The organism is Paenibacillus sp. FSL H7-0943 (assembly GCF_037963265.1).
In the GTDB taxonomy this organism is placed as follows: Bacteria; Bacillota; Bacilli; order Paenibacillales; family Paenibacillaceae; genus Paenibacillus_AQ; species Paenibacillus_AQ odorifer.
The window spans coordinates 1,419,177-1,445,206 of record NZ_CP150148.1; the positions used below are offsets into that span (position 1 = coordinate 1,419,177).

28 protein-coding genes and 1 riboswitch are annotated in these 26,030 nt (G+C 44.5%); of the genes, 23 read left to right on the top strand and 5 right to left on the bottom strand.

Translation table 11 applies throughout. From position 1 onward, the window contains the following. Window positions 1-370: 370 nt before the first annotated feature. The gene (locus NSQ55_RS06230; RefSeq protein ID WP_076185737.1) at window positions 371-2,059 is read right to left on the bottom strand and encodes a methyl-accepting chemotaxis protein; all 1,689 of its coding nucleotides are present in this window, start codon (window positions 2,057-2,059) and stop codon (window positions 371-373) included. A 366-nt stretch (window positions 2,060-2,425) separates the two neighbouring features. Continuing rightward, window positions 2,426-2,471: riboswitch (PreQ1 riboswitch) on the top strand. Between the two features lie 10 nt (window positions 2,472-2,481). Here NSQ55_RS06230 and NSQ55_RS06235 point away from each other — a divergent pair. From NSQ55_RS06235 to NSQ55_RS06280, 10 genes are all read left to right on the top strand, one after another. Beyond that, the gene (locus tag NSQ55_RS06235; RefSeq protein WP_076128125.1) at window positions 2,482-3,195 is read left to right on the top strand and encodes a queuosine precursor transporter; all 714 of its coding nucleotides are present in this window, start codon (window positions 2,482-2,484) and stop codon (window positions 3,193-3,195) included. A gap of 277 nt (window positions 3,196-3,472) precedes the next feature. After that, window positions 3,473-4,954 (top strand): AMP-binding protein, encoded by a 1,482-nt coding sequence (locus tag NSQ55_RS06240; RefSeq protein ID WP_339172022.1) that lies wholly within the window; start codon window positions 3,473-3,475, stop codon window positions 4,952-4,954. Beyond that, window positions 4,951-6,102 (top strand): thiolase family protein, encoded by a 1,152-nt coding sequence (locus NSQ55_RS06245; protein ID WP_339172025.1) that lies wholly within the window; start codon window positions 4,951-4,953, stop codon window positions 6,100-6,102. The genes NSQ55_RS06240 and NSQ55_RS06245 overlap by 4 nt, the downstream gene beginning before the upstream one ends. Continuing rightward, window positions 6,099-6,500, top strand: coding sequence for a MaoC family dehydratase N-terminal domain-containing protein (locus NSQ55_RS06250; RefSeq protein ID WP_339172027.1), 402 nt, complete (start codon window positions 6,099-6,101; stop codon window positions 6,498-6,500). Before NSQ55_RS06245 ends, NSQ55_RS06250 begins: the two co-directional genes overlap by 4 nt. Continuing rightward, window positions 6,475-6,816, top strand: coding sequence for a MaoC family dehydratase (locus NSQ55_RS06255; RefSeq protein WP_339172030.1), 342 nt, complete (start codon window positions 6,475-6,477; stop codon window positions 6,814-6,816). The genes NSQ55_RS06250 and NSQ55_RS06255 overlap by 26 nt, the downstream gene beginning before the upstream one ends. A gap of 2 nt (window positions 6,817-6,818) precedes the next feature. Next, entirely contained in the window at window positions 6,819-7,640 is an 822-nt protein-coding gene (locus tag NSQ55_RS06260; RefSeq protein ID WP_339172033.1) for an SDR family NAD(P)-dependent oxidoreductase, read from the top strand. Beyond that, a complete protein-coding gene (locus tag NSQ55_RS06265) occupies window positions 7,641-8,441 on the top strand; it encodes an energy-coupling factor transporter ATPase (RefSeq protein ID WP_076128113.1) in 801 nt (266 codons plus the stop codon). Continuing rightward, a complete protein-coding gene (locus tag NSQ55_RS06270; RefSeq protein ID WP_339172036.1) occupies window positions 8,426-9,283 on the top strand; it encodes an ATP-binding cassette domain-containing protein in 858 nt (285 codons plus the stop codon). Before NSQ55_RS06265 ends, NSQ55_RS06270 begins: the two co-directional genes overlap by 16 nt. Then, window positions 9,276-10,079 carry an energy-coupling factor transporter transmembrane component T gene (locus NSQ55_RS06275; RefSeq protein ID WP_339172038.1) on the top strand — a complete coding sequence of 268 codons (804 nt, stop codon included), beginning with the start codon at window positions 9,276-9,278 and terminating at the stop codon, window positions 10,077-10,079. Before NSQ55_RS06270 ends, NSQ55_RS06275 begins: the two co-directional genes overlap by 8 nt. Before the next feature lie 6 nt (window positions 10,080-10,085). Further along, on the top strand, window positions 10,086-11,051 hold the full coding sequence (locus NSQ55_RS06280) for a nitronate monooxygenase family protein (RefSeq protein ID WP_076142180.1): 966 nt from the start codon (window positions 10,086-10,088) through the stop codon (window positions 11,049-11,051). Between the two features lie 84 nt (window positions 11,052-11,135). On the opposite strand, the gene NSQ55_RS06285 is transcribed toward NSQ55_RS06280, so the two are convergent. Further along, complete coding sequence (locus NSQ55_RS06285; RefSeq protein WP_076128106.1) at window positions 11,136-12,230, bottom strand: Xaa-Pro peptidase family protein; 1,095 nt, start codon at window positions 12,228-12,230, stop codon at window positions 11,136-11,138. Window positions 12,231-12,455: 225 nt separating this feature from the next. Here NSQ55_RS06285 and NSQ55_RS06290 point away from each other — a divergent pair, with 225 nt between their 5' ends. Continuing rightward, on the top strand, window positions 12,456-13,298 hold the full coding sequence (locus NSQ55_RS06290) for an SDR family oxidoreductase (RefSeq protein ID WP_076185723.1): 843 nt from the start codon (window positions 12,456-12,458) through the stop codon (window positions 13,296-13,298). A 25-nt stretch (window positions 13,299-13,323) separates the two neighbouring features. Further along, window positions 13,324-13,827 (top strand): GNAT family N-acetyltransferase, encoded by a 504-nt coding sequence (locus NSQ55_RS06295; RefSeq protein ID WP_076142169.1) that lies wholly within the window; start codon window positions 13,324-13,326, stop codon window positions 13,825-13,827. 17 nt (window positions 13,828-13,844) lie between these two features. Here NSQ55_RS06295 and NSQ55_RS06300 read toward each other — a convergent pair whose 3' ends face one another. Beyond that, complete coding sequence (locus NSQ55_RS06300) at window positions 13,845-14,189, bottom strand: helix-turn-helix domain-containing protein (protein ID WP_076128100.1); 345 nt, start codon at window positions 14,187-14,189, stop codon at window positions 13,845-13,847. Window positions 14,190-14,280: 91 nt separating this feature from the next. On the opposite strand from NSQ55_RS06300, the gene NSQ55_RS06305 reads away from it, so the two are divergent. The 10 genes from NSQ55_RS06305 (at window position 14,281) to NSQ55_RS06350 (ending at window position 22,426) form a co-directional block, all read left to right on the top strand. Continuing rightward, window positions 14,281-14,541, top strand: a complete 261-nt coding sequence (locus NSQ55_RS06305) for a YqkE family protein (RefSeq protein ID WP_036681837.1) — start codon at window positions 14,281-14,283, stop codon at window positions 14,539-14,541. A 228-nt stretch (window positions 14,542-14,769) separates the two neighbouring features. Then, window positions 14,770-15,717: an ABC transporter permease gene (locus tag NSQ55_RS06310; RefSeq protein ID WP_036681839.1), complete on the top strand. Its 948-nt coding sequence runs from the start codon at window positions 14,770-14,772 to the stop codon at window positions 15,715-15,717. A gap of 2 nt (window positions 15,718-15,719) precedes the next feature. Continuing rightward, window positions 15,720-16,664 carry an iron chelate uptake ABC transporter family permease subunit gene (locus tag NSQ55_RS06315; protein WP_036681842.1) on the top strand — a complete coding sequence of 315 codons (945 nt, stop codon included), beginning with the start codon at window positions 15,720-15,722 and terminating at the stop codon, window positions 16,662-16,664. Further along, window positions 16,658-17,413: an ABC transporter ATP-binding protein gene (locus NSQ55_RS06320; protein WP_036681845.1), complete on the top strand. Its 756-nt coding sequence runs from the start codon at window positions 16,658-16,660 to the stop codon at window positions 17,411-17,413. The genes NSQ55_RS06315 and NSQ55_RS06320 overlap by 7 nt, the downstream gene beginning before the upstream one ends. Window positions 17,414-17,535: 122 nt before the next feature. Then, entirely contained in the window at window positions 17,536-18,540 is a 1,005-nt protein-coding gene (locus NSQ55_RS06325; RefSeq protein ID WP_282579687.1) for a siderophore ABC transporter substrate-binding protein, read from the top strand. 167 nt (window positions 18,541-18,707) lie between these two features. Then, window positions 18,708-19,211, top strand: a complete 504-nt coding sequence (locus NSQ55_RS06330; RefSeq protein WP_036681849.1) for a sigma-70 family RNA polymerase sigma factor — start codon at window positions 18,708-18,710, stop codon at window positions 19,209-19,211. Next, on the top strand, window positions 19,204-20,397 hold the full coding sequence (locus tag NSQ55_RS06335; protein WP_076308061.1) for an anti-sigma factor: 1,194 nt from the start codon (window positions 19,204-19,206) through the stop codon (window positions 20,395-20,397). Before NSQ55_RS06330 ends, NSQ55_RS06335 begins: the two co-directional genes overlap by 8 nt. Window positions 20,398-20,599: 202 nt before the next feature. Then, the gene (locus NSQ55_RS06340; RefSeq protein WP_339172048.1) at window positions 20,600-21,106 is read left to right on the top strand and encodes a metallophosphoesterase; all 507 of its coding nucleotides are present in this window, start codon (window positions 20,600-20,602) and stop codon (window positions 21,104-21,106) included. Between the two features lie 102 nt (window positions 21,107-21,208). Next, window positions 21,209-21,670 (top strand): GNAT family N-acetyltransferase, encoded by a 462-nt coding sequence (locus NSQ55_RS06345; protein ID WP_076185717.1) that lies wholly within the window; start codon window positions 21,209-21,211, stop codon window positions 21,668-21,670. 33 nt (window positions 21,671-21,703) lie between these two features. Then, on the top strand, window positions 21,704-22,426 hold the full coding sequence (locus NSQ55_RS06350; RefSeq protein ID WP_339172051.1) for an HAD family hydrolase: 723 nt from the start codon (window positions 21,704-21,706) through the stop codon (window positions 22,424-22,426). A 311-nt stretch (window positions 22,427-22,737) separates the two neighbouring features. Here NSQ55_RS06350 and NSQ55_RS06355 read toward each other — a convergent pair whose 3' ends face one another. Further along, window positions 22,738-23,844, bottom strand: a complete 1,107-nt coding sequence (locus NSQ55_RS06355; protein WP_339172054.1) for an FAD:protein FMN transferase — start codon at window positions 23,842-23,844, stop codon at window positions 22,738-22,740. A gap of 173 nt (window positions 23,845-24,017) precedes the next feature. Beyond that, complete coding sequence (locus NSQ55_RS06360; RefSeq protein WP_036681860.1) at window positions 24,018-24,950, bottom strand: glycosyltransferase family 2 protein; 933 nt, start codon at window positions 24,948-24,950, stop codon at window positions 24,018-24,020. Between the two features lie 236 nt (window positions 24,951-25,186). Between NSQ55_RS06360 and NSQ55_RS06365 the strand changes: the two genes are divergently transcribed. After that, window positions 25,187-25,909 (top strand): DsbA family oxidoreductase, encoded by a 723-nt coding sequence (locus NSQ55_RS06365; RefSeq protein ID WP_076142179.1) that lies wholly within the window; start codon window positions 25,187-25,189, stop codon window positions 25,907-25,909. Window positions 25,910-26,030 lie beyond the last annotated feature (121 nt).

Here is a 26,030-nt window from a genome sequence, read left to right on the forward strand (position 1 = left end):
GCCAGCAGCAAATGACGCGCCGAGTCTAAGCGAGAGTATCGCGCAAGCCAGCAGCAAATGACGCGCCGAGTCTAAGCGAGAGTATCGCGCAAGCCAGCAGTAAATGACGCGCCGAGTCTAAGCGAGAGTATCGCGCAAGCCAACGCCAAATGACGCGCCGAGTCTAAACGAGAGTATCGCGCAAGCCAGCAGCAAATGGCGTGCCGAGTCTAAACGAGAGTATCGCGCAAGCCAGCAGCACATGACGCGCCGATTCTAAGCGAGAGCTTCGCGCAAGCCTAGCGTATGCCCCCAAGTCTAAGCGAGCCATCGCAAACTAAAAACCCCCGTTCAACACTTTCGTGTGAACGGGGGTTTTAATTTACAAGCGTTAAATCTTAAATTGCTGCACAGCTTCTTGGAGTTTCTTGGCTTGCTCATACAGATGTTTAACGGTTTCTGCATGGCCTTCCAGTTCGACGCGCTGCCGCTCTGAGTTAGCAGCGAGTGTGTCCGCACTTTCTTGCGATCTTGATGTAATTTGTGCAGTTTCTTCGACGGAAGCACTGACTTCTTCTGTACTTGCTGAGATTTGCTGTGTAGCCGCAGATACGGATTGGATGCTGTGATTGATGCTTTGGATAAGAATCAGGAGGTGATTAAAGGCATCACCTGCTTCTGCTACTTTGCCGACTCCAGAGGCAACCTCAGAATTCACGTGGTTCATCTCGGTAACGGAGCGGCTCATATCTTCTTGAAGCCCAAGTAGGAAGTCACGGATCTGTTCGTTTGCGTTACGGGATTGTTCAGACAGCTTGCGTACTTCTCCCGCAACAACAGCAAAGCCGCGTCCATGCTCTCCTGCGCGTGCAGCTTCAATTGAAGCATTCAGCGACAGCATTTGGATCTGTTTCGTAATTTCAGTAATACTGTGAACGACTTCTCCGATCATTACTGAACGCTCATTCATGATTTGTAATTGATCCAGCGACTGTAGGGAAGCACGTTCAACCTGGCGCATTTGCAGCACAGCGCTTTGAGCAATTTCATTACCGCCACTTGCTTCAGCGGAAGCCTCACTGATTTGCTCCGTGACTTCATTCGCTGCTGAGGCAATACTTTGAATGCCTAAATTGATTTCTTCCATTGCTCTCGAGTTATCTGATGCACTGCTAGCGATAGTCGTACTACCTTTGCCGATTTCTATTACCGATGAGCTGGAGTGTTCCGCCATATCATTGAGAACCTCAACACGTTCTTTTAAAGAGTTGGAATCCGCAACGACAGTATTAGAGGTTACCAGTACATGTCCAATCATTTCTTTCAGGCGTTGGGTCATCGCTTGGAAGCTTACGGACAACTGTGCAACTTCGTCATTTCCTTTAACTGATAATTCTTCGGTGAAATCTCCCTCTGCGAGCCGGGCACTATAAGCTGCCAGTTTTGAGATTGGACGTGTTATACGCACACTCATGAACCATGCACCAGTTAGGCCGATGATCAACGTCAGAAGTGTGATTCCGGCACTTGTCCATAGAATACTGTCTGTTTTTTCTTGAATGAAGCTTACGTCACTGCTTACACCGATAACCATCGTACTTCCGGGAATACCGATATAAGCTGTTTTATGTATACCATGTGCGTCGCTATATGTATCGCTTAGTCCAGTTTTTCCTTTAGAGGCTTGTTGCATTGCAGAGGATACGGTGACACTTTCTGCCCGTTGCAATTTTGCATCGTGATCTGCGGATAGAATCTCAGCTTCTTTCCCTTTCAGATTGACCAGAAAAATGGTTTCCACTCCATGTTGTTTCCTCTTTTCCTGAAAATAGAACTCGAGATTGGTGGCAGACTGATCGTTCTTATTTAGGGTTTGCTGGGCGTGCATTACGTTGAGATTCTTATATACGTCCTGAGCAGCGGCAGTAAGGATTTTGTTAATCTGCGGCATAACATAGCTGTTGAAGATACTGATAGAGATAAAATAGAAGCTGGTGCTTAACAAAAGAGACGTGAGCAACAGAACAACAAATAATAAACGCGTAAATTTGCGACTGATCGAATGCTTGATACGAAACATATCGTTCTCTCCTTTTTTTATGGACGGTGAGGTCATTTCTTTTTTGGTCTTCACTAGATACTCCATGCCAACTGCTGGAAATTGGCGACCCGAGATATATTCCATAGTTATGTCATATTTCTACTAAATGGATCGGGAATAAGGTGTTTGATACTATTCTATAGAATTAACCTCTGGATGAATAGTGAAAGTTTTGTCCTATAGAGCATTTTTTTCTGAAAAAAATGAATTATTGCTGACTATTTTAGATAATTGGCGAAAAAAAAGAAATGGAACTACCAATTTCATATAAAAATATTATTTTTATGGATTGTTAAGCGCTATTGTGATAGAGTATTAATGTTTTGTTCCGAAAATTTAATATTGTAAGCCGCGGTTCGTAACCATCCCGCGTAAACAAAACTAGGAGGAATTTCAGTAATATGTTTAATTTGCTGTGGGGAGTTTTATTTGTTATTGTCAATTTTGCTTTTTTTCTACTCTGTTACCGCTTGTTCGGGAAAAGTGGAATGTATGCCTGGGTAGGTATTGCTACTGTAATTGCTAACATTCAGGTAGCTAAGACGATTGCTATGCCATTTGATATTGTGATGACACTCGGAAATACGATGTATGTCACTTTATATATGACCAGCGATTTACTTAATGAGAAGTACGGAAGAGCGGAAGCACGTAAAGCGGTCTGGTTTGGTTTCTTCACCTTGCTTATGACTACTGTCATTATGCAGATGGTATTAGTATTTAAGCCGCAGGAGACCGATATCGCTCAGTCTTCTTTGGAGACGATTTTTGGGCTGATGCCTCGACTAGCTTTGGGTAGTCTTACTGCTTACTTCATTAGTCAGTTCCTAGATGTTCGGTTGTACTCTTGGATTCGTAAATATTACAGCACCTCAAGTCAGCTGTGGATTCGTTCCAACGGTAGTACGATGATTAGCTCCTTTGTGGATACACTTATTTTCTGTACCATTGCGTTTGCGGGCTTGTATGACTGGAATGTATGGCTTGAAATTTTGCTTACGACTTATCTAGCGAAGTTCTTACTAACCGCAGTAAGCACACCTATCTTATATATCGCCCGAACCTTTACTTTTGCTGAAGAGGGTTCACCATCATCCGTTCAAAAGAAGGACTAAACAACAATACAGCCAGCGCGTACCGATCATAATCGATGCGTGCTGGCTGTTTTTTCGTTGTAAGATGGACTTAATCGTTACATGAAAGATGTGTACATAAAAATAATATAAAGCTAAAATAAGCTATCGTAACAATTCTAGCGGGTTAGTTTAACAGGAGCGCCTGCGATGGCGCTTATCACATATCCTTTAGTTTGGGCTGGACTTGCGGGGCAGTCCGATTGAAGAGAATGTATATAATCGGTAGTCACAGAAATTACGAACAGGTGTGATCAGGATGAATCTAGTAATTCCTATACTGCGTCATGCAGCACAGCAGCCCGACAGCATTGCCTTAACCCATGACCAAGCAAGTCATACCTATGCCACATTAGTAAAAACGATGCGGAGAATCGCGAATGGCTTACAGCAAAAGGGTCTGAGGCATGACAAAATCGCGATTTTATCTACGAATCGTATTGAATTTGTTGAGGTTTTTTTGGGGGCGATTTATGCGGGCTGTGTTCCCATTCCCTTAGATCCCAAATGGAGTGCTAATGAACTGCAGGTTATTATAGAGCAGTGCCAGCCGACAATGATTTTTGCCGAGCCGGAAGCCGCAAAGAATCTGGTTTTCAAGGATCAAACGATCCCAACTCTGACCTTCTCAAATGAACGAACAGGTTCCTATGATCAGTGGCTGGCTGCCCTGAAGCCGGAGGCTGAGTTGGATGAGACGAATGAATTATTATTTATTGGCTTTACTTCAGGCACAACCGGATTGCCCAAAGGTTATATGCGTACCCATTTATCATGGTTAAAAAGCTTTGAGGTCTCGAATATTGCTTTTGAATTGGACGCTATGAAGGATGTTTTGGCACCAGGTCCATTTGTGCATTCCCTATCCTTATTCGCCGTAATGCAGAGTCTATATGGTGGAGCAACCTTTCATATCACACAAAAATTTAGTGCCACGCAGGTGTTAGAGTTGTGCCAGCAAATTGCGGGCGTGGTGCTGTTCGTCGTACCAACAATGATCGAATCCATGATGCAGCAGGCTGTACCTGGGCAGATACAGATTGATGCGATTATTAGCTCAGGTGCAAAGTGGTCGGAGTTGTCCAAGAAAAGGGGCATGGAAGTGTTTGGTGGAGCGCGGCTTTATGAATCCTACGGTTCTTCAGAAGCGAGCTATATTAGTTATTTGGATGTTCTGACCGAGCATAATCCGACCTCTGTAGGCAAACCTTATCCCGGGGTGCAAATTTCCATTCGTGATGACCAGTTCCGGGAAGTCCCTCCTGGGGAGATTGGGCAGCTATATGTGCGTAGTGATATGATATTTTTAGGCTACCATCAATTGCCTAATGAGACAGCAGCAGCTTTTAGAGAGGGATGGCTTGTTTTAGAAGACTATGTTTATCAGGATGAAGCTGGTTATTTATATATGGCGGGACGTTTGAAGAATAAAATCATATCCGGAGGGCTGAACGTTTATCCGGAAGAAATAGAGAGGGTGCTGGAGTTTCTTCCGGAAATAGATGAAGTGATGGTGCTTGGCGTGCCTGACGATTACTGGGGAGAACAGCTGATAGCCCTCGTGAAGTGGAGCGGAGAACAGCATTTATCTGTCGAAGAAATTAAGAATTATTGCCGCCAGTATTTAGCGAGCTACAAAGCGCCGAAGCAGCTGCTAACCGTGGATGAATTTATCTATACAAGTAGCGGGAAAATTGCCCGGCAAGCGATGAAAGACTATGTGAAAAGAGCGATGATATGATAGAAGCAGTAATTGTCATGGCAAAACGTACACCGGTTGGCAGAATGGGTGGCTTATTAAGTACACTTGAGCCGGAGGCATTACTGGCGCCGCTTATTCAGCATATTGTAGCCGAAACGAACTTGCCTAAAGAACTGATTGATGATGTCATTATTGGGAATGTTGTGGGCCCAGGAGGTAATATTGCCCGGGTAGCTGCGCTTGAAGCGGGGCTGCCTGTTTCGGTTCCGGGTGTCACCGTGGATCGTCAGTGCGGATCTGGGCTAGAGGCAATTAATATAGCAGCAAGACTGATTCAAAGCGGCGCTGGTGAGATTTATTTAGCAGGTGGTGTCGAAAGTACGAGCCGTGCTCCATGGAAAATGGCTAAACCACAGACGTTAATGGGGGTTCCACAGCTGTATACCCGTGCACATTTTACGCCTAGCTCTTACGGTGATCCGGATATGGGAATTGCTGCAGAGAATGTAGCTAGGAAATACGGGATTTCTCGAGAAGAGCAGGATCAATATGCCTTAAAAAGCCATCAAAAGGCGGTTCATGCTCAGCAAAGTGACCGGTTTCAGCAGGAGATAGTACCTCTTCAGGTAGAGGGGCAGTGGGTGAGCACCGACGAATGTCCTCGGGCAAATACGAGTCTGGACAAGCTGCAAAAGCTGCCGCCAATTTTTGAAGAAAAGGGTACCGTCACTGCTGGAAATGCCTGTCCTATTAATGATGGCGCAGCGCTTCTATTAATGATGTCTCGTGAGAAATGCCAGCAGCTTAAGCTTACCCCTATTTTGCGGGTCGTGGATGCGCAAGCTGCGGGTGTAGATCCGAATTATTTGGGTATGGGGCCTGTACCAGCTGTGCAAAAGGTGTTAAAACGCCAAAAGCTTACCGTTGCCGATTTAGATATCGTAGAGTTTAACGAAGCTTTTGCTTCACAAGTATTGGCATCACTGAACGAGCTTCAAATTCCACAGGAAAAGGTCAATCTTGGCGGGGGGGCATTAGCAATAGGCCATCCATACGGAGCTTCCGGGGCTATTTTAATGACTCGCTTATGTGCTGAAATGCAACATGCCCCTTACCAACGAGGGCTTGCTACTCTGGGAATCGGCGGCGGGATAGGTCTGGCAACACTCGTGGAGGTTATAGAATGAACAGTGTCCGACATCAGATCCATATGACTGCTGAATGGATTTCGGACTACGCACAGAGTATTGAAGCACCCTTGCAGACGATAAATGGAAAGCTGATCGCTCCTGCGACGATGCCTATTATTTTCTGGCAAGACTTCGATATTCCTTGGTTAATCATCGGTGAACCCTTGCTTCACGGCACTCAGAAATTTTCATATCAAGCTCCGATTACGGCGGGGATGATTTTGGATTGTGAATTAGCGTTAACGGGCGAGGTGCAAAAAGAAGGCAGACAGGGTAAACTGACTTTTTACACACATACGCTGGTTTGTAGGTGTGAGGGTAAGCTAATAGTCACCGCAGAAACGGTGTTAATTCGGGTAGGTGATGATCATGATGAAAAAGTGCATAACAGCTGAGGCTATCCGGCAATATGCAGCTGCTTCCCAAGATTTGGAGCCTATACATCTAGATGCAGAGGCCGCAGCCAAGGCTGGTTTGGAGCGACCCATCGCACATGGGATGTATCTTATGGGATTAGCCCAATCTTTGTATATTGCTGAGCACCCTACACAGTGGATCACTCAATATGATATGAAATTTCATAAGCCAATAGAGGTCGATAGTGTCGTGATTTTTGATTTTGCAGCGGACGATTGCTTTGTGAAAGTGATCCTTACAACAGAAGCTGGCGATGTTATTGCTGCGGGAGCTTTTGCAGTGAAAGAGGTGTAGCGATGAATAAAGTGGCCTTAATTACTGGAGCAACAAGAGGGATCGGACGTAGTATCGCCATGCAGCTTGGCAAGTCAGGTTATATAGTGGTTGTAAATGGTACGAAACAAGTCTTAATTGATGAGGTTGTGCGCGAGATCCGCCAGGCAGGCGGAGAGGCGCTAGGGTACGCTGCTAATGTAGCCGATTCCGTCGCAGTCACTGCCATGGTAGATGAGGTCATTGCCCGATACGGTCGTATCGAGGTATTGATAGCTAACGCGGGAATTGTGCAGGATCAGAAATGTCAACGTATGACGGATGAACAGTGGAAGAATGTTCTGGATGTGCATTTAAATGGCACTTATTATTGCATTCAACGAGTATTACCACATATGCGTGAAACAGGTGGGGATATCCTGTTGATGACCTCTGCTGCTGGACTAGCAGGTTCCGTAGGTCAGGTGAATTATAGTGCAGCCAAGGCTGGAATACTGGGCATGATGTGGACGCTCGCAGCAGAGCTGAAACGTGACCAGATTAGGGTCAATGCGATTTCTCCAGCGGCATTAACGGATATGACCAGACCTATAATTGACCATTTGAAGGAGAAACATGCCAGTCGTAATGAACCTTTGCCTGATTTTTGGAGAATAGGTGACGCTGAGGCTATTGCTTCCTTCGTGACTGCATTGTTGAGGGAGTCCGACGCGGATTTAACCGGTGAAATCTTTGCTGTGAATGGATCAAAAGTGACAAAATGGGAGAAGCCTGCACCTGCATTTTCCGAGAGTAGCATTGAGGCATTTTTTGCTGCTTGGCACCGTCAAAAGGGGACTGAATAAATGCTTACCTTCGATCAAGTTTGTTTTTATTATAAAAAAGGACAACCTCTTCTGGAGGATATTAGCTTTACGATAGACGCAGGGGAGTTTGTGGCGATAGTCGGGGCGAATGGTTCTGGCAAATCCACTATTGCAAAGCTCATGGACGGACTGCTGCTGCCGCGAAAAGGGACTGTACAATTTAAGAGCTTGGACACAGCAAAACCAACGGATCTTGCGGAGATTCATCAGCAAATCGGTTTTGTTTTTCAGAATCCAGAGGATCAATTTATCACCACAACCGTTATGGATGAGGTGCTTTTTGGTTTGGAGAATATCCGTGTGCCGAGGGAGGAAATGCGCAGCCGATTGGATCATGCCTTACAGGCCGTTCATATGGAGGATTATCTGGAAGCTATGCCACATCAGCTATCTGGAGGCCAAAAGCAACGTGTCGCTATCGCAGCTATATTGGCGATGCGCCCGCAAGTCATTATTTTTGACGAGGCTACCTCAATGCTTGATCCCCAGGGAAGACAGCAGGTTCTTTCCATCATGCAAGAGCTGCATCGTCAAGGCCTGACGCTTATTCATATCACCCACCATATGGAGGAAGTGTTTGCAGCAGAACGCGTATTGCTCCTGCACCAAGGACGACTTGAGTTTGATGGCGATCCACTGACTTTTTTTGAAACCATGCCTGTTGCGGACTATCAATTACAACTGCCCTTCGCAGTGCGTGTACATACATTGCTCCATTCAGCAGCACCGCTAACAGCCGATTGGAAGGGGATAATTCGATCACAATGGTCTACCAATTAAAAAATCTAAGTGTGAACTATGCCGATCATGTGGCTTTGCGCAATATAAACTGCACTATTCCTGAAGGCAAATGGATTTCTATTATCGGTCCAACAGGCGCAGGAAAGTCTACCTTTGTCAAAGTGCTGAAGGGCTTGATTCCCACCGCAAAAGGAGATTATTGGATTAACCAGCAGCCTGCCAGCAGAGATGCTAAAGGACGCTTAAAGGTTGTCCCCGAGTTGGGTTTCGTTTTTCAATATCCGGAGCATCAGCTATTCGAAACAACGGTGCATAAGGAGCTTGCTTTTGCTCTGAATCAGCAGGGTGCTTCACGTCAGCAAATTACAGAGGCGATTGAAATGATCTTGCCGCAAGTGGGTTTGCCAGAGGGGATTCTCCCGTTAAATCCATTCCAATTAAGCGGTGGAGAAAAGCGCCGTGTGGCCATTGCCTCCGTGCTGATGACAAATCCGAAGCTGCTGATATTGGATGAACCGACAGCGGGTCTCGATCCAGCTAGCCAAGTGTCTTTGCTGAGGCTACTAAAGGAATGGCAGCAACAAGACAATCGCACCATCCTCTTCGTTTCGCATCAGATGGGTGATGTTGCCGAATTCTCAGATGAGGTCATGGTTTTTCATGAAGGTCAGTTAAAAGGGCATCATGATACCAGAACATTGTTTCTGGAAAAGGAAGAATTACTGCTGGAACTTGGACTATCCTTGCCTGAACCCGTACAGCTCTTGAAGCTAGTGGAGGAATTATCTGGTCAGAAGATTGAAGTTGCCAGCTGTAAAGAGCAGGATATCTTCGAAGCGATTTTGCCGATTTGGCATTCGAGGGGGCAAGGGCATGGCTGATTCCGTATTAGTCGGTCAATATGTGGAGACGCATTCGATTGTTCATCGTTTAGATCCTCGTACAAAGCTTGTAAGTATCGTGATGCTCATGCTTAGCTTTATGATGCTTGGTACGGGGCTTAGTTATGTTGTTGCAACCTTTTTTGTATTGGGATTGTTACTACTGTCTAAAGTTCCTGTGCATTTTTTTTGGCGAGGGCTACGGCCGGTATTATTTATTTTATTATTTACTTTTGTTTACAATGCTGTGTTCACCAAGGGGACGATTCTCTGGTCATGGTTTTTTATCGAGGTGACTGAAGAGGGATTGCGGATAGGATTACGTTTTGTATGGCGGATTATATTGCTCATCTTGTTAGCCTCAATTCTGACATTAACTACTAAACCGCTAGACTTAGCTTATGGTCTGGAGAAGCTGCTTGCCCCTCTGTCCAAATTGGGGGTACCCGTAGAGCAGTTCTCTTTAATGATAGTGATTGCGATCCGTTTTATCCCTACCATCAAGGAGGAGCTTGATCGTATCCTTCTCGCACAAAAGGCTAGAGGTTATGATCTCACAGTATTATCACTGCCTAAACGGATATATGCGTACATTCCGATCATTATTCCTCTGCTCTTCACAACGATTCAACGTGCTGAACAGCTGAGCTATGCAATTGATGCGCGTGCTTATGGGAATGGTAAAGGAAGGACTTCTTTTAAAAGACTGCAATTTCAGCAAATAGATTATCTGGCAGGGGGAGCTGCCCTTTTAATTGCCGTGATTCTACTTTGCTTAAAGATAGGAAAGGTGTAGATGAAGATGAAATGGAATACCCGTATTACGGAGTTATTACACATAGAATATCCTATTATTCAAGGAGGACTTGCTTATTTAGGTTATGCAGACCTTGCGGCTGCGGTTTCAAATATCGGTGGACTGGGTCAGGTCACGGCAATGAGTCTTCCGGATGCGGAGGCCTTACGTGCAGAAATACGTCGGGTACGAACACTAACGGACAAACCATTTGGTGTTAATTTTGCTATCGGCATGCATGGGATTGGTTATGAAGACCGGGTGCAGGTCGCCATCGAAGAGCAGGTTCCCGTGGTGAGCCTCACTGGAGGGAATCCAGCCCCTATACTGGAAATGTTACAGCCCACCGATATTAAAACACTTGTGCTCGTCTCCTCACGCAGACAAGCCCAAAAAGCTGAACAATTAGGGGCTTCTGCGGTTATTGTTGTTGGGCATGAGGGAGGGGGCCATTTAGGGCGTGACGATGTTGGAACCATGGTGCTCGTTCCGCAAGTGGTTGATGCGGTTAATATTCCTGTGATTGCTTCCGGAGGGATCGGAGATGGCCGTGGATGGATGGCTGCTCATGCACTTGGGGCTGAAGGAATCGAAATGGGCACTCGTTTCGTTGCTACAGTGGAATGTGTTCATGCGGCCGCTTCTTATAAAAAAGCTTTAGTAGAAAGCTCAGAGTCGGATACGGTTGTAATCAAACGTTCTATTGGAGCACCCGCACGAGTGTTACGTAGTGACTACATTGATCAAATTCTTGAAATCGAGCGCGTGACACCGACCTATGAAGCATTAAAAGAGTATATCAGTGGTGCAGCCAACAAGCGCTGGATCTATGATGATATCAAAGAAGAGGGCATCGGCTGGGCAGGTCAAGTGACAGGAATGATCCAAGATATTCCTACAGTCGCGGAGCTGATCGGCAGGATGGTGAAAGAGGCTAAGTTGGTTCGCGGGATGTGGGGAACACAGGTTTGAATTTAAAAAAACACAGAGCGGCGATTCTCTCATTATTGGAGGAATCGCTGCTCTGTGTTTTTGGCTATGGCTTGTAATTCTTTTCTACAAATGAAGAATAGTCAGTTCCTTAGGGAAGCTTGTTAAGGTCTCTGCACCTTCAGCTGTAATAATCAGATCATCTTCGATACGTACACCCGCTAGTCCAGGCACATAAATTCCCGGCTCAACGGTGAACACATTGCCGATTTCGATAATGTCGTCGTTCTGTCCGTGAAGTGATGGATATTCATGAACATCCATGCCCAGTCCGTGTCCGACACGGTGTAAGAAATATTCTCCGAATCCAGCTTCTTCAATTACATCACGTGCAGCTTTGTCGACTGAGCCGAAAGGTGCTCCAGGATTGGAGGCAGCGATCCCAGCTTCGTTGGCAGCCAGCACAGTGTTATAGATAGTGACTAGCTTGTCGTCTACGGATTCAATAGCAAAGGTACGTGTAATATCAGAAGCATAACCATCGGCATACACCCCGATATCAAACATCAGGAAGTCGCCGGGTTGAATGACCCGGTTGCCCGGAACACCGTGAGGCAGGGCAGTTTTCGGACCAGAAAGCACCATAGTGTCGAAGGAAGGGCCGGAAGCGCCAACCTTTTTCATTAGATATTCTAGCTCCGCTACTAGATCGTTTTCTGTAACGCCTGTTTTTACGTGGGTAAGAACGCGGCGCAAGGCTTCCTCAACTAGCTCAGCGGCATGTTTCATGCGCTTAACTTCATCCGGGGTCTTTTTGGAGCGCATGCTGCGCAGCAATGGACCAATATCACTAAACCTTTCAGCTGGAACAGCAGCGGTTAGGTGCTCAAAACGGGCTACTGAGAAATGTTCTTTTTCTATGCCGAGAGTACCTAGCTTACTGCTGCCGAAACAATCTTTTAGCAGGTTATAGGGATTATCAGTGTCAGTGTGAGTTAGGATTTTGGTGACCGAAGAGGCTGCTTGAGCTGCTTCTGCATCCAATGCAGGCAGAATGAGCATAGGCTCTTCTCCGCGTATCAGCAGCAGACCGAGAAAACGTTCATGCGGATCGCTGGCGAAGCCGGTTAAGTAGTAGACATGCTTGGGATCTGTTACGAGCAGGGCATCCAGACCTTCGCCCGCCATTTGCTGCTCTAGGCTTGTCAGAGCATTATTCATAGTTGGTGTTCCCCTTTCAACTTCACGATTAGAACTGCAATATTCCTATTATAGATCAAAAATAGACCAGACGCACCTGACGAACTATAACTATCGTTGGCTAATCATGACATGAAGCTTTTCTTAACCCTACTAGTTGGTGTAACATATCTTTAAATATACTTCTCCTAAGGTTAGGCTGAAGCTTATTCGGGTACGGTTGTTGAGAGAGGAGTGATTCTTGCAATGAGAGGAACAATCGCACTTGTTACCGGAGCGAATTCCGGTATGGGGCTGGCCACAACAGTTGAACTGGCTCGCAAGGGAGCTAAAGTTATTATGGTTTGTCGTAATCGCCAGCGGGGAGAAGAAGCACTTGCTGCCGCCAAACAAAAGAGCCACTCCGAGGATATCGAGCTCATGTTGTGTGATCTGGCTTCACTTGAGAGCATTCGCAGCTTTGCTGAGGAATTCACTATGAAATATCCGATGCTAGACATACTTATCAATAACGCCGGGGTAGTCACGATTAAGCGTCAGCTTACGAAGGACGGCTTTGAGATGGATCTTGGCGTAAATCATTTGGGGCATTTTCTACTTACCAATTTGTTACTTAAGTCGTTGCAGGCAGCAGAGCAAGGCCGTATCATTGTGGTTGCCTCCGGTGCTTACAAGATAGGTGCGCTCCATTATGAAGATCCAACCCTCGCTCGCCGTTTTAATCCTGCAAAAGCCTATGCCCGATCCAAGCTAGCCAATATTCTGTTCACGCGGGAGCTGGCTTCGCGTCTTCACGGAACAAGGGTGACGGTGAATTGCCTGCATCCAGGAGCAGTGGGGACGAATATAGGTGTAAACCGGGAGACTGGTTTTGGCAAGTCGGTACTTAAGTTACTCTCATACTTTTTCTTAACACCTGAACAAGGTGCCGATACAGCGATTTATTTGGCTACAGATCCCGATCTTGGAGAGGTAACCGGTCAATATTATTATCGAAGAAAGATTAAACAACTGTCTCCCAGAGCGCAGAATACAATAGAGGCCGAACGGCTGTGGCAATGGAGCCAGGAGCAGGTCGGCCTGAGTTAATTAACACATTTGGAGGAATTAAGGGATGAATTGGGAGAACAGCAGAATTGAAGATGCAACATCTGCAGACTTAGCAGCTATTGTAGATATTTATAACTCAACGATTGCTGGGAGGGTGGTAACTGCAGATCTGGAACCCGTTACTGTTGCAGACCGGGAGAAATGGTTTCTTGAGCATAATAGCCATCACCGTCCCTTATGGGTACTGAAGCAAGGAGATGAAATTGCTGCATGGTTCAGTTTTCAATCCTTCTATGGTCGTCCAGCGTATAATGCAACAGCAGAAATCAGTGTATACGTGAATGAAAAGTTCCGTGGTGGTGGTGCGGGCAGAATTCTTCTGACAGAGGCCATTGAGAAAGCCCCTAGTCTCGGAATTAAGAATCTAGTCGGCTTTGTGTTTGGACATAATGATCCAAGCCTTGGTTTGTTGAAAAAGTTTGGTTTTGAAGAGTGGGGAATGCTGCCTGGTGTGGCTGAACTTGACGGTATAGAGCGTGATTTAGTCATTGTCGGCCTTAAAATCTAATGCCTCATATAAAACGCTTACATTTTGAGAGTTGAATTTAGATTATCGGTGTCACAATCGACCCATTCTTTGGACCAACTCTGTAAGTCTCGGATGACTGATTCCAGGGCAAGACCTTTATCCGTCAAAGAATATTGGATCCGCACGGGGGTCTCTGGGAACACTTCTCGAAGAACGATCCCTTCCTGTTCCAGCTCTTTGAGCCGTTCGGAGAGCAGTCTTCCACTGATGGGCAATGCCGCTTCAATTACATTGAAACGTTGGGGTCCTTGAAGGAGCTGGTAGATAATTAAACCAGTCCAACGCCTGCCGATAATATCCATACTTTTTTGTAGCCGGGGACATAAATCATTGGACTTCATAGGGCTCACCTCTTAGTAAACATTATAAACGAAAAGACCAATAACTTAAACAAATTCCAATTTAATTCAGTACTAGAAAGGATGATGGACAGTGGCTAAAAAAAAGAAAATGCCTACCACACCAAGAGCCGCTACGAATGATGGCCCTGCTACGTTAAAAGATCTGCTAAGCAGTGATGTTCTAGGAAAGCTGAAGGCGCAATCTGATGCGTTGAAAGCGGAGGAAAATGACCGTAAAGAAGCTGCCCGTAAGGCAGTGGAAGATCAGCGCAAGGCTGAGCAGAAGCGGTTGGATAATGATTTTGCACATCTGCTGGAGAACAGTAATCAGGATTGGAAGAAATATAAATAAATCCTATAGCTTAGCGCTAAAAATATGGCAGAGATTAAAGAGGCACCCGTTAGGGTGTCTTTTTTTATGTAACTTAAGCAGATAAGCCTAAGTCTTAATTATTTTAAATTTAAGTATATGAAAGGGTTGACCCTCAAAGTGGGCTTAGGTATAATTTAAAACATTGCGAATGAAAATCATTATCATAAAATCGCATGTGTAAACTATTAAACAGATAAGGAACAACTCATGAAACTAAAATATTTGTCCCTACTTCTAATAGTATTTTCATTTATATCTTTGTTTATAGGCGTTAAAGATATATCCCCATTAGATCTCTTTCATCTTACGGAATCTCAAGCACAGACCTTGCTGGTAAGCCGGATTCCCCGGTTAGCCGCATTGATTATCGCTGGAGTCAGCATGAGTATTGCCGGATTAATTATGCAACAGCTGTCACGCAATAAATTCGTCTCCCCGACTACGGCAGGGACGATGGATTCCGCGAAATTTGGTATTCTCGTATCCCTCATGTTATTCACAGGCGCAACGCCAATGCAGAAATTGCTGGTTGCTTTTGTTTTTGCACTATTGGGCACCTTTATTTTTATGAGAATCTTGGATCGGATCAAGTTCAAGGATAGTATTTTTATCCCGCTGGTCGGACTCATGTTCGGCAACATTGTAGGCTCGATTACCACTTTTTTTGCGTATAAAAATGATTTGATTCAGAATATCTCGTCTTGGATGCTTGGAGATTTCTCAACGATTATCAAAGGCCAATACGAATTGATTTATATCAGCATTCCACTTGTCATCCTGGCGTATCTCTTCGCTAATAAATTTACGGTAGCCGGTATGGGCGAGGATTTCTCCGTTAATCTTGGCATGAATTACAAAGCGGTTGTCAACGTGGGATTGGTAATTGTAGCGTTAATCTCTTCTGTTGTCATTTTAACCGTAGGTACGATTCCATTTCTGGGTCTGGTAGTACCTAACATTGTAACGTTGTACATAGGGGATAACCTCAAAAAAAGTCTGGCGCATACAGCCATTCTCGGAGCGGTGTTCCTCCTGTTCTGCGATATTCTGGGCAGGCTCATTATCTATCCATATGAAATATCAATCAGTCTCACGGTAGGCGTCATCGGTAGTGGTCTGTTTATCTACTTGCTGATGAGAAGAAAGGCGAACTAGAGATGAAGACAAAACTAACTATATTATCTATAAGTGCTGTTGCCCTCATCGTCTTGTTTATGACGTATCATGCTTTGGGAAATTGGGACTACGTTCTGCCCAGCCGGGGAAGAAAGCTGGCGGCCATTCTGATTACCGGAGCTGTGATAGCTGTCTCTACCGTAGTTTTTCAGAGCATCACGAACAATCGTATTTTGACACCAAGTATTCTCGGGCTCGATTCCCTGTACATGTTAATCCAGACGTTCGGTGTATATGCCTTAGGTTCATCGAATATGACCTTTATGAATAAAAACATCAACTTCTTGTTCTCTGCGTGTCTCATGGTCCTGTTTTCAGGCGTATTGTATAAGCTAATGTTCCGTAGGGAAGGACAAAATATTTATTTCCTGCTGCTGGTAGGGCTGATCATGGGGACGATGTTCCAGAGCGCGTCTTCTTTTATGGAAGTGCTTATTGATCCGAACGAATTCCTGATTCTACAGGGGAAAATGTTCGCCAGCTTCAACAATGTCAGCAGTGACCTATTGATTCTTTCCACCATTGTTCTGACGCTAACTACGTTGTATTTCTTGCGATTTGTTAAGTATTTGGATGTTATTTCGCTTGGAAAAGATGAAGCCATTAATCTGGGCATCAATTATGACTATGTGGTCAAAAGGCTGCTAGTTATTGTATCTATCTACGTTTCGATCTCGACGGCTCTAGTGGGGCCAATCACTTTCTTAGGTTTGTTGGTAGCTAATGTGGGACACCAGCTGTTCCGTACCTATAAGCATGCCTATCTGATTCCTGGAACGATTCTGCTGAGCATTGTTGCGCTTGTCGGCGGGCAGTTCCTGGTCGAACGTGTTTTTGGATTCAATACTACGGTTAGTGTGATTATCAATTTTGCAGGCGGCGTCTACTTCGTCTATCTGCTGTTAAAGGAGAATAAGTCGTGGTAGAAGTTAAAAATTTAACCAAACGTTATGGCGGAGTAACCGTCGTTGATGATGTGTCCTTGTCCATCAAAAAAGGCGCAATCACCTCGTTTATCGGACCAAATGGTGCGGGTAAAAGTACACTGCTCTCCATGATCAGCAGACTTATCTCCAAAGACGCGGGAGAGGTGCTGATCGAAGGTAAGGAAATCGGTACCTGCAAAAGTAATGAGCTTGCTCGTAAAATATCGGTGTTAAAGCAATCCAATCATATTAGCGTACGCCTCACTGTGAAGGAGCTCGTTTCTTTTGGGAGATTCCCGTATTCACAGGGGAAGCTGAGTCCGGAGGATCGGGCGTTCGTTGACGAAGCGATTGCTTACATGGATCTCCAAGAGATGCAGGATAAATATATTGATCAGCTCAGTGGAGGACAACGCCAGCGGGCATATATTGCCATGGTTATGGCTCAGGATACAGAGTACATTCTGCTCGATGAACCGCTCAACAACCTTGATATGAAGCATTCCGTCCAAATTATGAAGGTGCTTCGCCGTTTGGTGGACGAGAAGGGGAAGACGATTGTGCTCGTTATCCACGATATTAACTTTGCATCTTGTTACTCTGACTACATTGTTGCGCTTAAAAATGGAAGAGTAGCTTCCTCGGGTACAGCGGATGAAATTATAGATTCTGCAGTTCTTAAAGAGGTATATGACATGGACATTCCTATTGAAACTATAGGAGGCCGAAAAATCGGTGTCTATTTCTAAAAAGGTAACTATTACTATGTGGATATTATTATGACGTAACGTAAGAAGTGAAAGGCGCCAGCTTCTTAACGCATACGCGAATAATTCAAATAGCTTCACTATAAAAATTAGGGGTGAATACATTGAAGAAGAACTTATCTTTACTGATTATGACAGTATTTCTTGCGGTAATCTTGGCGGCTTGTGGCTCCAATAATGCAGCAACTTCAAATAACAACACAGCAGCGGCAGGCAATTCGGAGGCTACTACTGCACCAACAACGGAAGCTACTACAGCACCGACAGAGCTTACTTTCAAGCATGCGCTTGGCGAAACAACTATCAAAAGCAATCCGCAAAAAGTGGTTGTTTTTGACTTCGGTACACTGGATACGCTGGATAAACTGGGTGTAGAGGTGACTGGAGTGCCTCAAAGTAATGTACCGGCTTATCTCTCTAAATATAACGATGCTAAATATGAGAATGTTGGGGGTTTGAAAGAGCCTGACTTCGAAAAAATAAACAGTCTTTCTCCGGACCTGATCATCATTTCCGGCAGACAACAGGATTCTTATGAAGAATTCAGCAAAATTGCACCTACTCTGTATGTGGCTGTAGATAATGCAAACTACATGGAATCTTTTACGAATAATGTGAAAATGCTGGGTCAAATTTTTGGAAAAGAAGCAGAAGTAGAAACTGAGCTTGCGACTATCAATGATTCCATCAAAGCTTTGAATACGAAGGCAACAGCTGATGGCAAAAAAGCACTTGTTATTCTTGCGAATGAAGGAAAAATCAGTGCTTACGGTGCAGGTTCCCGTTTTGGGATTATCCATGATGTGTTCGGATTTGCACAGGCTGATGATAAAATTGAAGTATCCACTCACGGACAAAGCGTATCCTACGAATATGTAGCGGATAAGAATCCGGATTATCTGTTTGTAGTGGACAGAGATGCGGCTGTGAAGAGTGATGGCGGCGAAGCCGGCTCAGCTAAAAAAGCAGTTGAAAACGATCTAGTGAAGAACACAAATGCCTTTAAAAACGGTAAAATCATTTACTTGGATCCTAACTACTGGTATTTGTCCGGTGGCGGTTTAATATCCGTTAGCGAAATGCTCAAAGAAGTTGAAGTTGTTCTGTAAGCAGAGTAACTTGGTGAATTAAAAAGCCTGTTGGCAGGAGTAATACTCCCTGCCAGCAGGCTTTTTTTCGCTTTTTTCCATGGAATTACTGGTATATTCATACTAGTTGCTAAATTTATCTGTAACTTTTCAGGCTGGGATACGTGGTTAGGTTAAGGGGGGAGTGCATGAAGCGAAAGTCATTGGATGAAATATATCAGATGTATGTGATGGATATTTACCGCTATTTGCGCTCCCTTTGTGGTGATCATTATGCGGCTGAAGATTTGATGCAAGAAACCTTTTATCGCGCTTATCTACATTTGGAGGATTGTAAAGAAGAGAAGATTAAGCCATGGTTGTTCCGTGTCGCTTATAACGCCTTCGTAGATTACAAGCGAAAGGAAGGCCGCAGTACAGTTCAGAGTGAGGATTATTTCAAAAAGCTTGCTCATCCAGATACCACAGAAAGCACACTGCTTCATCAGGAACGTTGGGAAGAGATGAGGATAGCAGTAGGTGAGCTACCGGACAATCAGAGAAATGCACTGCTGCTGCATGATTTTCATGGGCTGAGTTATCGGGAAGCATCGGACATTATGGATGTGGGCTTGTCCCAATATAAGATATTGATCTTTCGGGCCAGACAGAAGCTGCGTGAGGCAGAGCGGAGGAGAAATGAACATGAGTGAAGAGTTTAAGGAGAAGTTAAGAAGGTATGGTGAAGGCACTCTTGCTGATAAGGATAGGGATGAGGTTGAACGTGAGCTAGAGAAGATGGAAGCTTACCAGGCTTATCTGGATGAACTCATGAGTGAAGAAAAGCCGGCTTCAGATGAGGAGAAGAGCATAAAATTCGGAAAGGGTAAAAGAAACAGACCCGGCAAAGAAAAAAAGATCATCCGCCGGGGCAAGTGGAAAGCACGCATATCAAATACTTTGACGGTGATTTCTGCATTTTTGATTTTTTTGATCGTCAGCAGTATCATCACAGCGGTATTTTATGGCACTGGAGAAAGAGGAGAGACTTACCGTGATGTCGTTTCTTCCGCAATTGCTGTTTCACAGCCGAATACAATCGTCCATTTGAGTAGCGATTCCGGACCGTTTTTTAGTATGAATCTGCAGGGTGAAATAATAAAACAAATTGGTGATGCGCGGATTAATGTTGGAGATTATTCGATGAAGTTTCTATTGGGCTGGCCCAGAATATATAGTTATTCATGGACATATGAACGCAGTGGGACAGGTAATTACTTTATCTATCCCACTGAGAACCAGTCTGCAGAAAATAGGATGGATGACAGCAGTGAGTGGGAAAAACTAGAAAAGCTCCCTGAAGGTACGGTAGGAGAAGCCTATTTGTCTTTTGAACAATTTTTTACGACAGATGAGCTATTGAAGAAGTTTCAGCATAAAAATCTTGAGCTTTTATGGTTCGCAGCAGATACAGGTCCAAGGACACAAGAGCCAGTAATAAATGATCCCTTAGGATTTCCAAGTACGCCCATCTGGCATGCCGATGATATGAAGGTGACACAAGAGTCAAAGAAAAAGTGGGGTTGGTTTGGAGGGGTGACTAGCCGCACGAGTGTTTCTCCATCTGTTGACTCATATGGGGATGGTGAACTTCGTAATGCGAACTTCCTTAAGACACTGCACTTAATGCAGGAGCATAAATCGATCGCCAACAAGGTAATTCCGTTTATTGATCTGGATGACTCCATTAGTTATCTGGAGAAGAACGGAGTTAGGCTGTATGGAGCTGTCGTAACCGGTCCGGTTAAAGAGTTGCTCAAGTTAAAGGAAGAAAAATGGGTCAGTAATATTCATGTTGAAGAAGTAAGATTATGGAATTGGCAGGATAGAGAGAACTGAGTTGGGATGCTAAATACTGTAGAAGGTAGTAAGCATAAATGATTTCTTTGGAATTACTTAATGGCAGCCGGATATGCCCTGTGTTAGTGGGGTGTACCCGGCTTTTCTATGTGGGAGAAGTCACAGAACTTGCTTCTCGTTTAAGCAAATCGTACAATTATTTGAATATGAGATGAGTATGATAGATTAGGAGCTGAGTTATATGAAAGTAGGCGTGGTATCAGATACACATATGACAAGAATGGCTAAGTCTCTGCCCAAAGCACTTGTTGCTGAATTCCGGAATGTAGACTTGATTCTACATCTTGGAGATTGGGTGAGTATGGGAATCTACGATTTGTTGGCTGAATTGGCTCCAGTGGAAGGGATTGCTGGGAATAACGATGGAATAGAGATCATCGAGCGTTTCGGGGAGCGTAAGCTGCTAACGCTTGAGGGAGTCCGGATCGGAATGGTCCATGGTCATACGCCACACTCCCGCAAAGGAACGGACGGGAATGCGTTGCTTGCTTTTGCGAACGATAAGGTGGATTGTATTTTATTCGGTCATTCGCATCAGCCTTTATTGCGGGAAGAGAATGGGATTCTGCTCTTTAATCCAGGATCGCCAACGGATAAACGACGTGAGAAACTGTATTCCTTCGGAATTTTGGATATCGAAGTGGGTAAAGTCAGTGCCCGGCATGTGTTCTACGATTCCAAAGAATAAGAATAATTGTCCAAATGATCTGGCGTTCGCTCCATGGTGCACGGTACGGCTGAAATATACAATAACGTTAAAACGGCCCAAGCCGGAAAGTGAGCGTTGAGGATGAACAACTATCGTATTGAACGTGTGATCTATGATGATTTGGAACGGCTTATCCCATTGTTTGATGAGTATCGGGTATTTTATGGGGCAGTCTCTGATCTGGATGGTGCACGTGCTTTTTTATCAGATCGATTGAAGCTGAACGATTCGGTAATCTTTATTGCGGTGGAGGGAGAAGGCGAGGAGAAACGAGCGTGGGGCTTCACCCAGCTCTATCCCTCTTTTTCATCGGTCTCTATGGAGCGTCTCTGGATATTGAATGATCTATATGTAACTACGGAACTGCGAGGTCATGGGCTCGGCTCCAAGCTGCTGGAAAGTGCCAGAGCTCATGCGCTCGCAACGAATACGAAGGGCTTGTCCCTGACAACAATGACGGCGAATGTGGGGGCACAGCGTTTATATGAAGCGCATGGCTACATTCGGGATGATGATTTTTATACCTATAACCTTTTTTTCTAAAGCTAGAGAGAAAGACGAGTAAGGGGCGTTAAAGTGGATACAAGTAATAAGCTGGCAATCTTTTTTGACCTTGATGATACCTTATATGATCATTTGATTCCTTTTAAAGAAGCGGTGCGTCAAGTACTTAAACCGGATGAGAGCAGTCTGGACTTTGCGGAATTATTTTATAAAGTAAGACATCATAGTGATGTATTATGGCCTATGTATTTACGTGGAGAAATTCCGTTGGAGGAGACTAGGGTACGCCGATTGGAGCTTGCTTTTGCAGAGTATGGTTTACAGCTCGATCGTGATCAAGCCACGGCGGTACAAGCGGCTTACATTGGCCGTCAGTACACCATTCAAATGATAGATGGAGTCCGGGAGCAATTGGAAAGGTTCATTACTGCTGGTCATAAAGTAGGCATCATTACGAATGGACCCAAGGATCATCAAATGAAAAAGATTCGCGGATTAGGTCTGGATCAGATGATCCCCGAGGAGATGATTTTTATTTCTGACGCTGTAGGTCTGGCCAAACCAGATCCGCAACTCTTTTTGCATGTAAATCAGAAGTCTGGTACTTCACCAGACCATTCACTTTATATAGGTGATACCTGGGCTAATGATGTAGTAGGAGCGCTTGCGGCTGGCTGGAAGGTCTGCTGGTATAATCCGAGAGGCAGACAGCCGGCTACGGATGATAAGCCTAGTTATATTTTCACGAATTATAAGGAATTTAGCGAGTTGCCTTTGGTGCTGCAAAAATCTTGATCAGGAATTAATTAGGGAAAAACTCCCTGAAATTAACCGGTTAGAGCGCGAAATTGAGGTTATTGGGGATTTCCTCCCTAATAAAACCTAAATAAGCACGGTTATAGCCATATTCGAGTGATTTTCAGGGAGGTTTTCCCTAATCGAAGGTTTACCTTGAAAAAATCTAATGATTTTAGGGAGGAATTCCCTAATTATCAGGCTGCTGGGCGATAGTATTCCCTCAGCCACGCCAAAGAACCTTTATCCACAACAAAAGAGCTTGCCTCCCAAAGCCAATAATGGCTTTATGGGGGCAAGCTCTATTTCATTTAATCAGCGAAGCTGTACGTAGGGTCAGTCAGATTCATTCTTTCTTTAATGCCTGGTGTGGCGTAGATTTTGTTGTCATCGGTAATAAAGAAAGCTTCTACATCTTCAGGTAACGACTCCAGATATTTCATACCTTCTTCGATCCCCATCAAGAACACCCCAGTGGACAAAGCGTCCGCATCTGTTGCATTAGGGCTCATAATGGTCAAGCTTTTGAGACCGTTCTGAGAAGGATAACCTGTGCGTGGATCAAGAATATGGTGGTAACGAACATTGTCTTGCATAAAATAACGTTCATAAACACCAGAAGCATCGATGACCTCATCCGCGATTTTAATCGTTCCTAGCTGTGTGCCGCGGCTTTGGTCAGGGTCTTGCAGACCAATATTCCAATCCGTTCCGTTTGGTTTCGTACCTAACGCAATAATACTGCTGCCACCGAGGTTGATCATTGCACTGTTAAGGCCTTGCTCTTTTAAATAATCAGCGATACGGTCAGCAGCATACCCTTTGCCGATACCTCCAAGATCCAGTACCATATTTTCCTTCAATAGCTTCACGGTCTTAGCAGCTTCGTCAATTTCAACGTCCCTGTAATTGGTTAGGCTCTTGGCTGCATCGATAGCTACTGGATCAGGGACTTTATCCCCGCCACTACCGATGTTCCAGAGGTCGATCAGCGGACCAATCGTGGGATCGAATAGCCCGTCCATTTCTTTTGCATATTGCACCGATTGTTTTACAACATCTAAGGTCTCGTCCGAAACGACAACCGCTTCTTTTCCTGCTGCTTGATTGACTGCGTAAACCTCGCCGCCTTCTTTTGTACGGCTAAGCTCCATATCCATTCGCTCCAGCATTTGCTGGATATCATCCATATTTTTTTGGGCTACATTTTCTCCGAACACTTTGATATTCACGACCGTGTCATAGATATAAAAGGTCTGTGAGAGTGACTTGGCTTCGCCTTTTCCTGAAGCTGTTGCGCCACCCGGTGTTTCCGTCGCTTTGTCATCCTTATTTTTAGTAATTAGCCAAGCGCCGACAGCTATGACGACGATGAGGATAACAACGAGGATCAACGTCGTTTTTTTGTTCTTGAACATATTCCACCATCCATAAAGTTAGTTTCTAAAACACATTATTACTATCATACCCTAGATCAGAAGTTGATGGAAATTAATTTCATGGCATATTTAGGTACAACTCCGTCTGCACGAAAAAAAAGCCCCGCAATCTTATTCGGAGCAACGCTGTGGATATAGAGGTAACTATTAAGCTAATCTAGCATGTATTCACGGTATTTGTTTTTACGAGGATTCATTACGAAAAGGATTCCCTTGGCATAACCGCTAACGGCTTTGAAATTTCGTTTGAGAGTTTCTTTGCCTGTCAGACAGGTTAACGTCCAGATCAATGCGGCATAATTCATAGGGGGTGCTTTACGTAAGTTGAGCAGATAATAATGATTGATGGCAGTAGCTCTTGCAACAACGCCCGCCTTATCCCGAGAACCCGGCGACTCATGATGAATGATTTTCATAGCCGGGTTAATGACAAGCTTGCCATAACGGCTAGCCAAATGGGACAAGTAAATATCTTCGGCAATGGAGTAACTTGTCATCCAGGGATAGGGTTTCATATCTTGTAATGCTGAGCGCCGGAATGACATATTACAGCCGTGAAAAAAATCTGTCTCAAAAACCTGCTCCTTCTCTCCCCACAGGAATAGGGAGCCTGCAAACATGCTTGGGGATAATCTGCCCGGGGATCCGGACATTTGTCCGGTCAGCATGCCAAACAGCCGGCCCGGTTTGCTGCTGCGCATGCCTTTTGCCACACCGCCTACACCGACAATTGAATCGTCCGCTGCATAAGTATCAAGTAATCGTCGAATATATAAGGAATCATCTAATTCTGCATCATCGTCTAAATGAAGCACAATTTCAGCATTTACTAGTCCAAGTGACTCATAACGGGAAAGCCAGAGTCCCGGATTAGTCTTACGATGATATCGAAACTCAGCCTGTGGCAATTTGTTCAGTATGTTACGATAATAGGTTAATCTTTCTTCAGGAATCTCACCGTCATCCACAATCCAGAGCTCGATGGAGACATTCTCTAGCTGTGTCTGCTTGCTAATAGACTCTATGCACACTGTAAGGTCGTTTATACGGTTACGGGTAGGTATCACTATAGATACATCATGCATATGGGGATCTCCCTTCGGAATTTCTGGTGTTAACTTTATTCTATCTGCCCTGAAGGGGAGCGTATATACCACTTTCGTTTACTTTTTGCTTTAACATTCACGTCTATAAATGTTATTTTAATAAAAGTTAAGTTTGTAATTTTGAGTTTTTAACTATATAATAGTAAGTGACGTGTATTTAGTTATTACTCTTATATAGCAGCTACAAATTATCAATAATATTAGGAGGTTTTTTCGTGAGAATAGATATCTGGTCCGATTATGCATGTCCTTTTTGTTATATTGGCAAAAGACGTTTGGAGAATGCGCTAAGCCAATTCCCGAACCGTGATCAAGTGGAGGTAGTATTCCGTAGCTTTCAATTGGATCCACATGCAGAGGTAAGTACAGACAAGAGTATTCATGAGCTGTTGGCTACCAAATACGGGATGACCGTTGAAAAAGCAAAAGCAATGAACGCACAACTAGCGGAGCAAGCTAAAGATGTGGGTTTGGAATTTAATTTTGATACAGTGAAGCATACCAACACTTTTGACAGTCACCGACTGAGTCATTTTGCAAGCACAAAGGGAAAAGGCGCAGAAATGTCCGAACGTCTGCTGCGCGCCTACTTTACGGATTCATTAAATCTTGGAGATCGCAGTGTACTGGCTTCACTCGCTGCTGAAGTAGGTCTGGATCAAGCGGAAGCTGCGGCAATGCTGGAAACGGATGCTTTTGCGAATGAGGTTAATGGCGATATTGAAGAAGGAAGCCGTCTTAATATTACCGGTGTACCTTTCTTTGTATTCAACAATAAATATGCTTTATCTGGTGCACAACCAGGTCCTGTATTTACAGAGGTACTGGATACTGTGTGGGCGGAGGAACAAGCAGGGCCAACATTACAAGTGGTTGGTAAGGGGAATTCTGAAGTATCCACCGATGATGGCTGCGCAGATGGATCTTGCAATATTTAAAGTTTAGATTCGAGTAAAACAAAAGAGCTGAGGGAGCCCTCAGCTCTTTTTTGTTTCGATAAAACTGTTCTTTTTTTGCTTCCCACACTCAAAAACAAGCGCTCCCGATATCCGGAAGCGC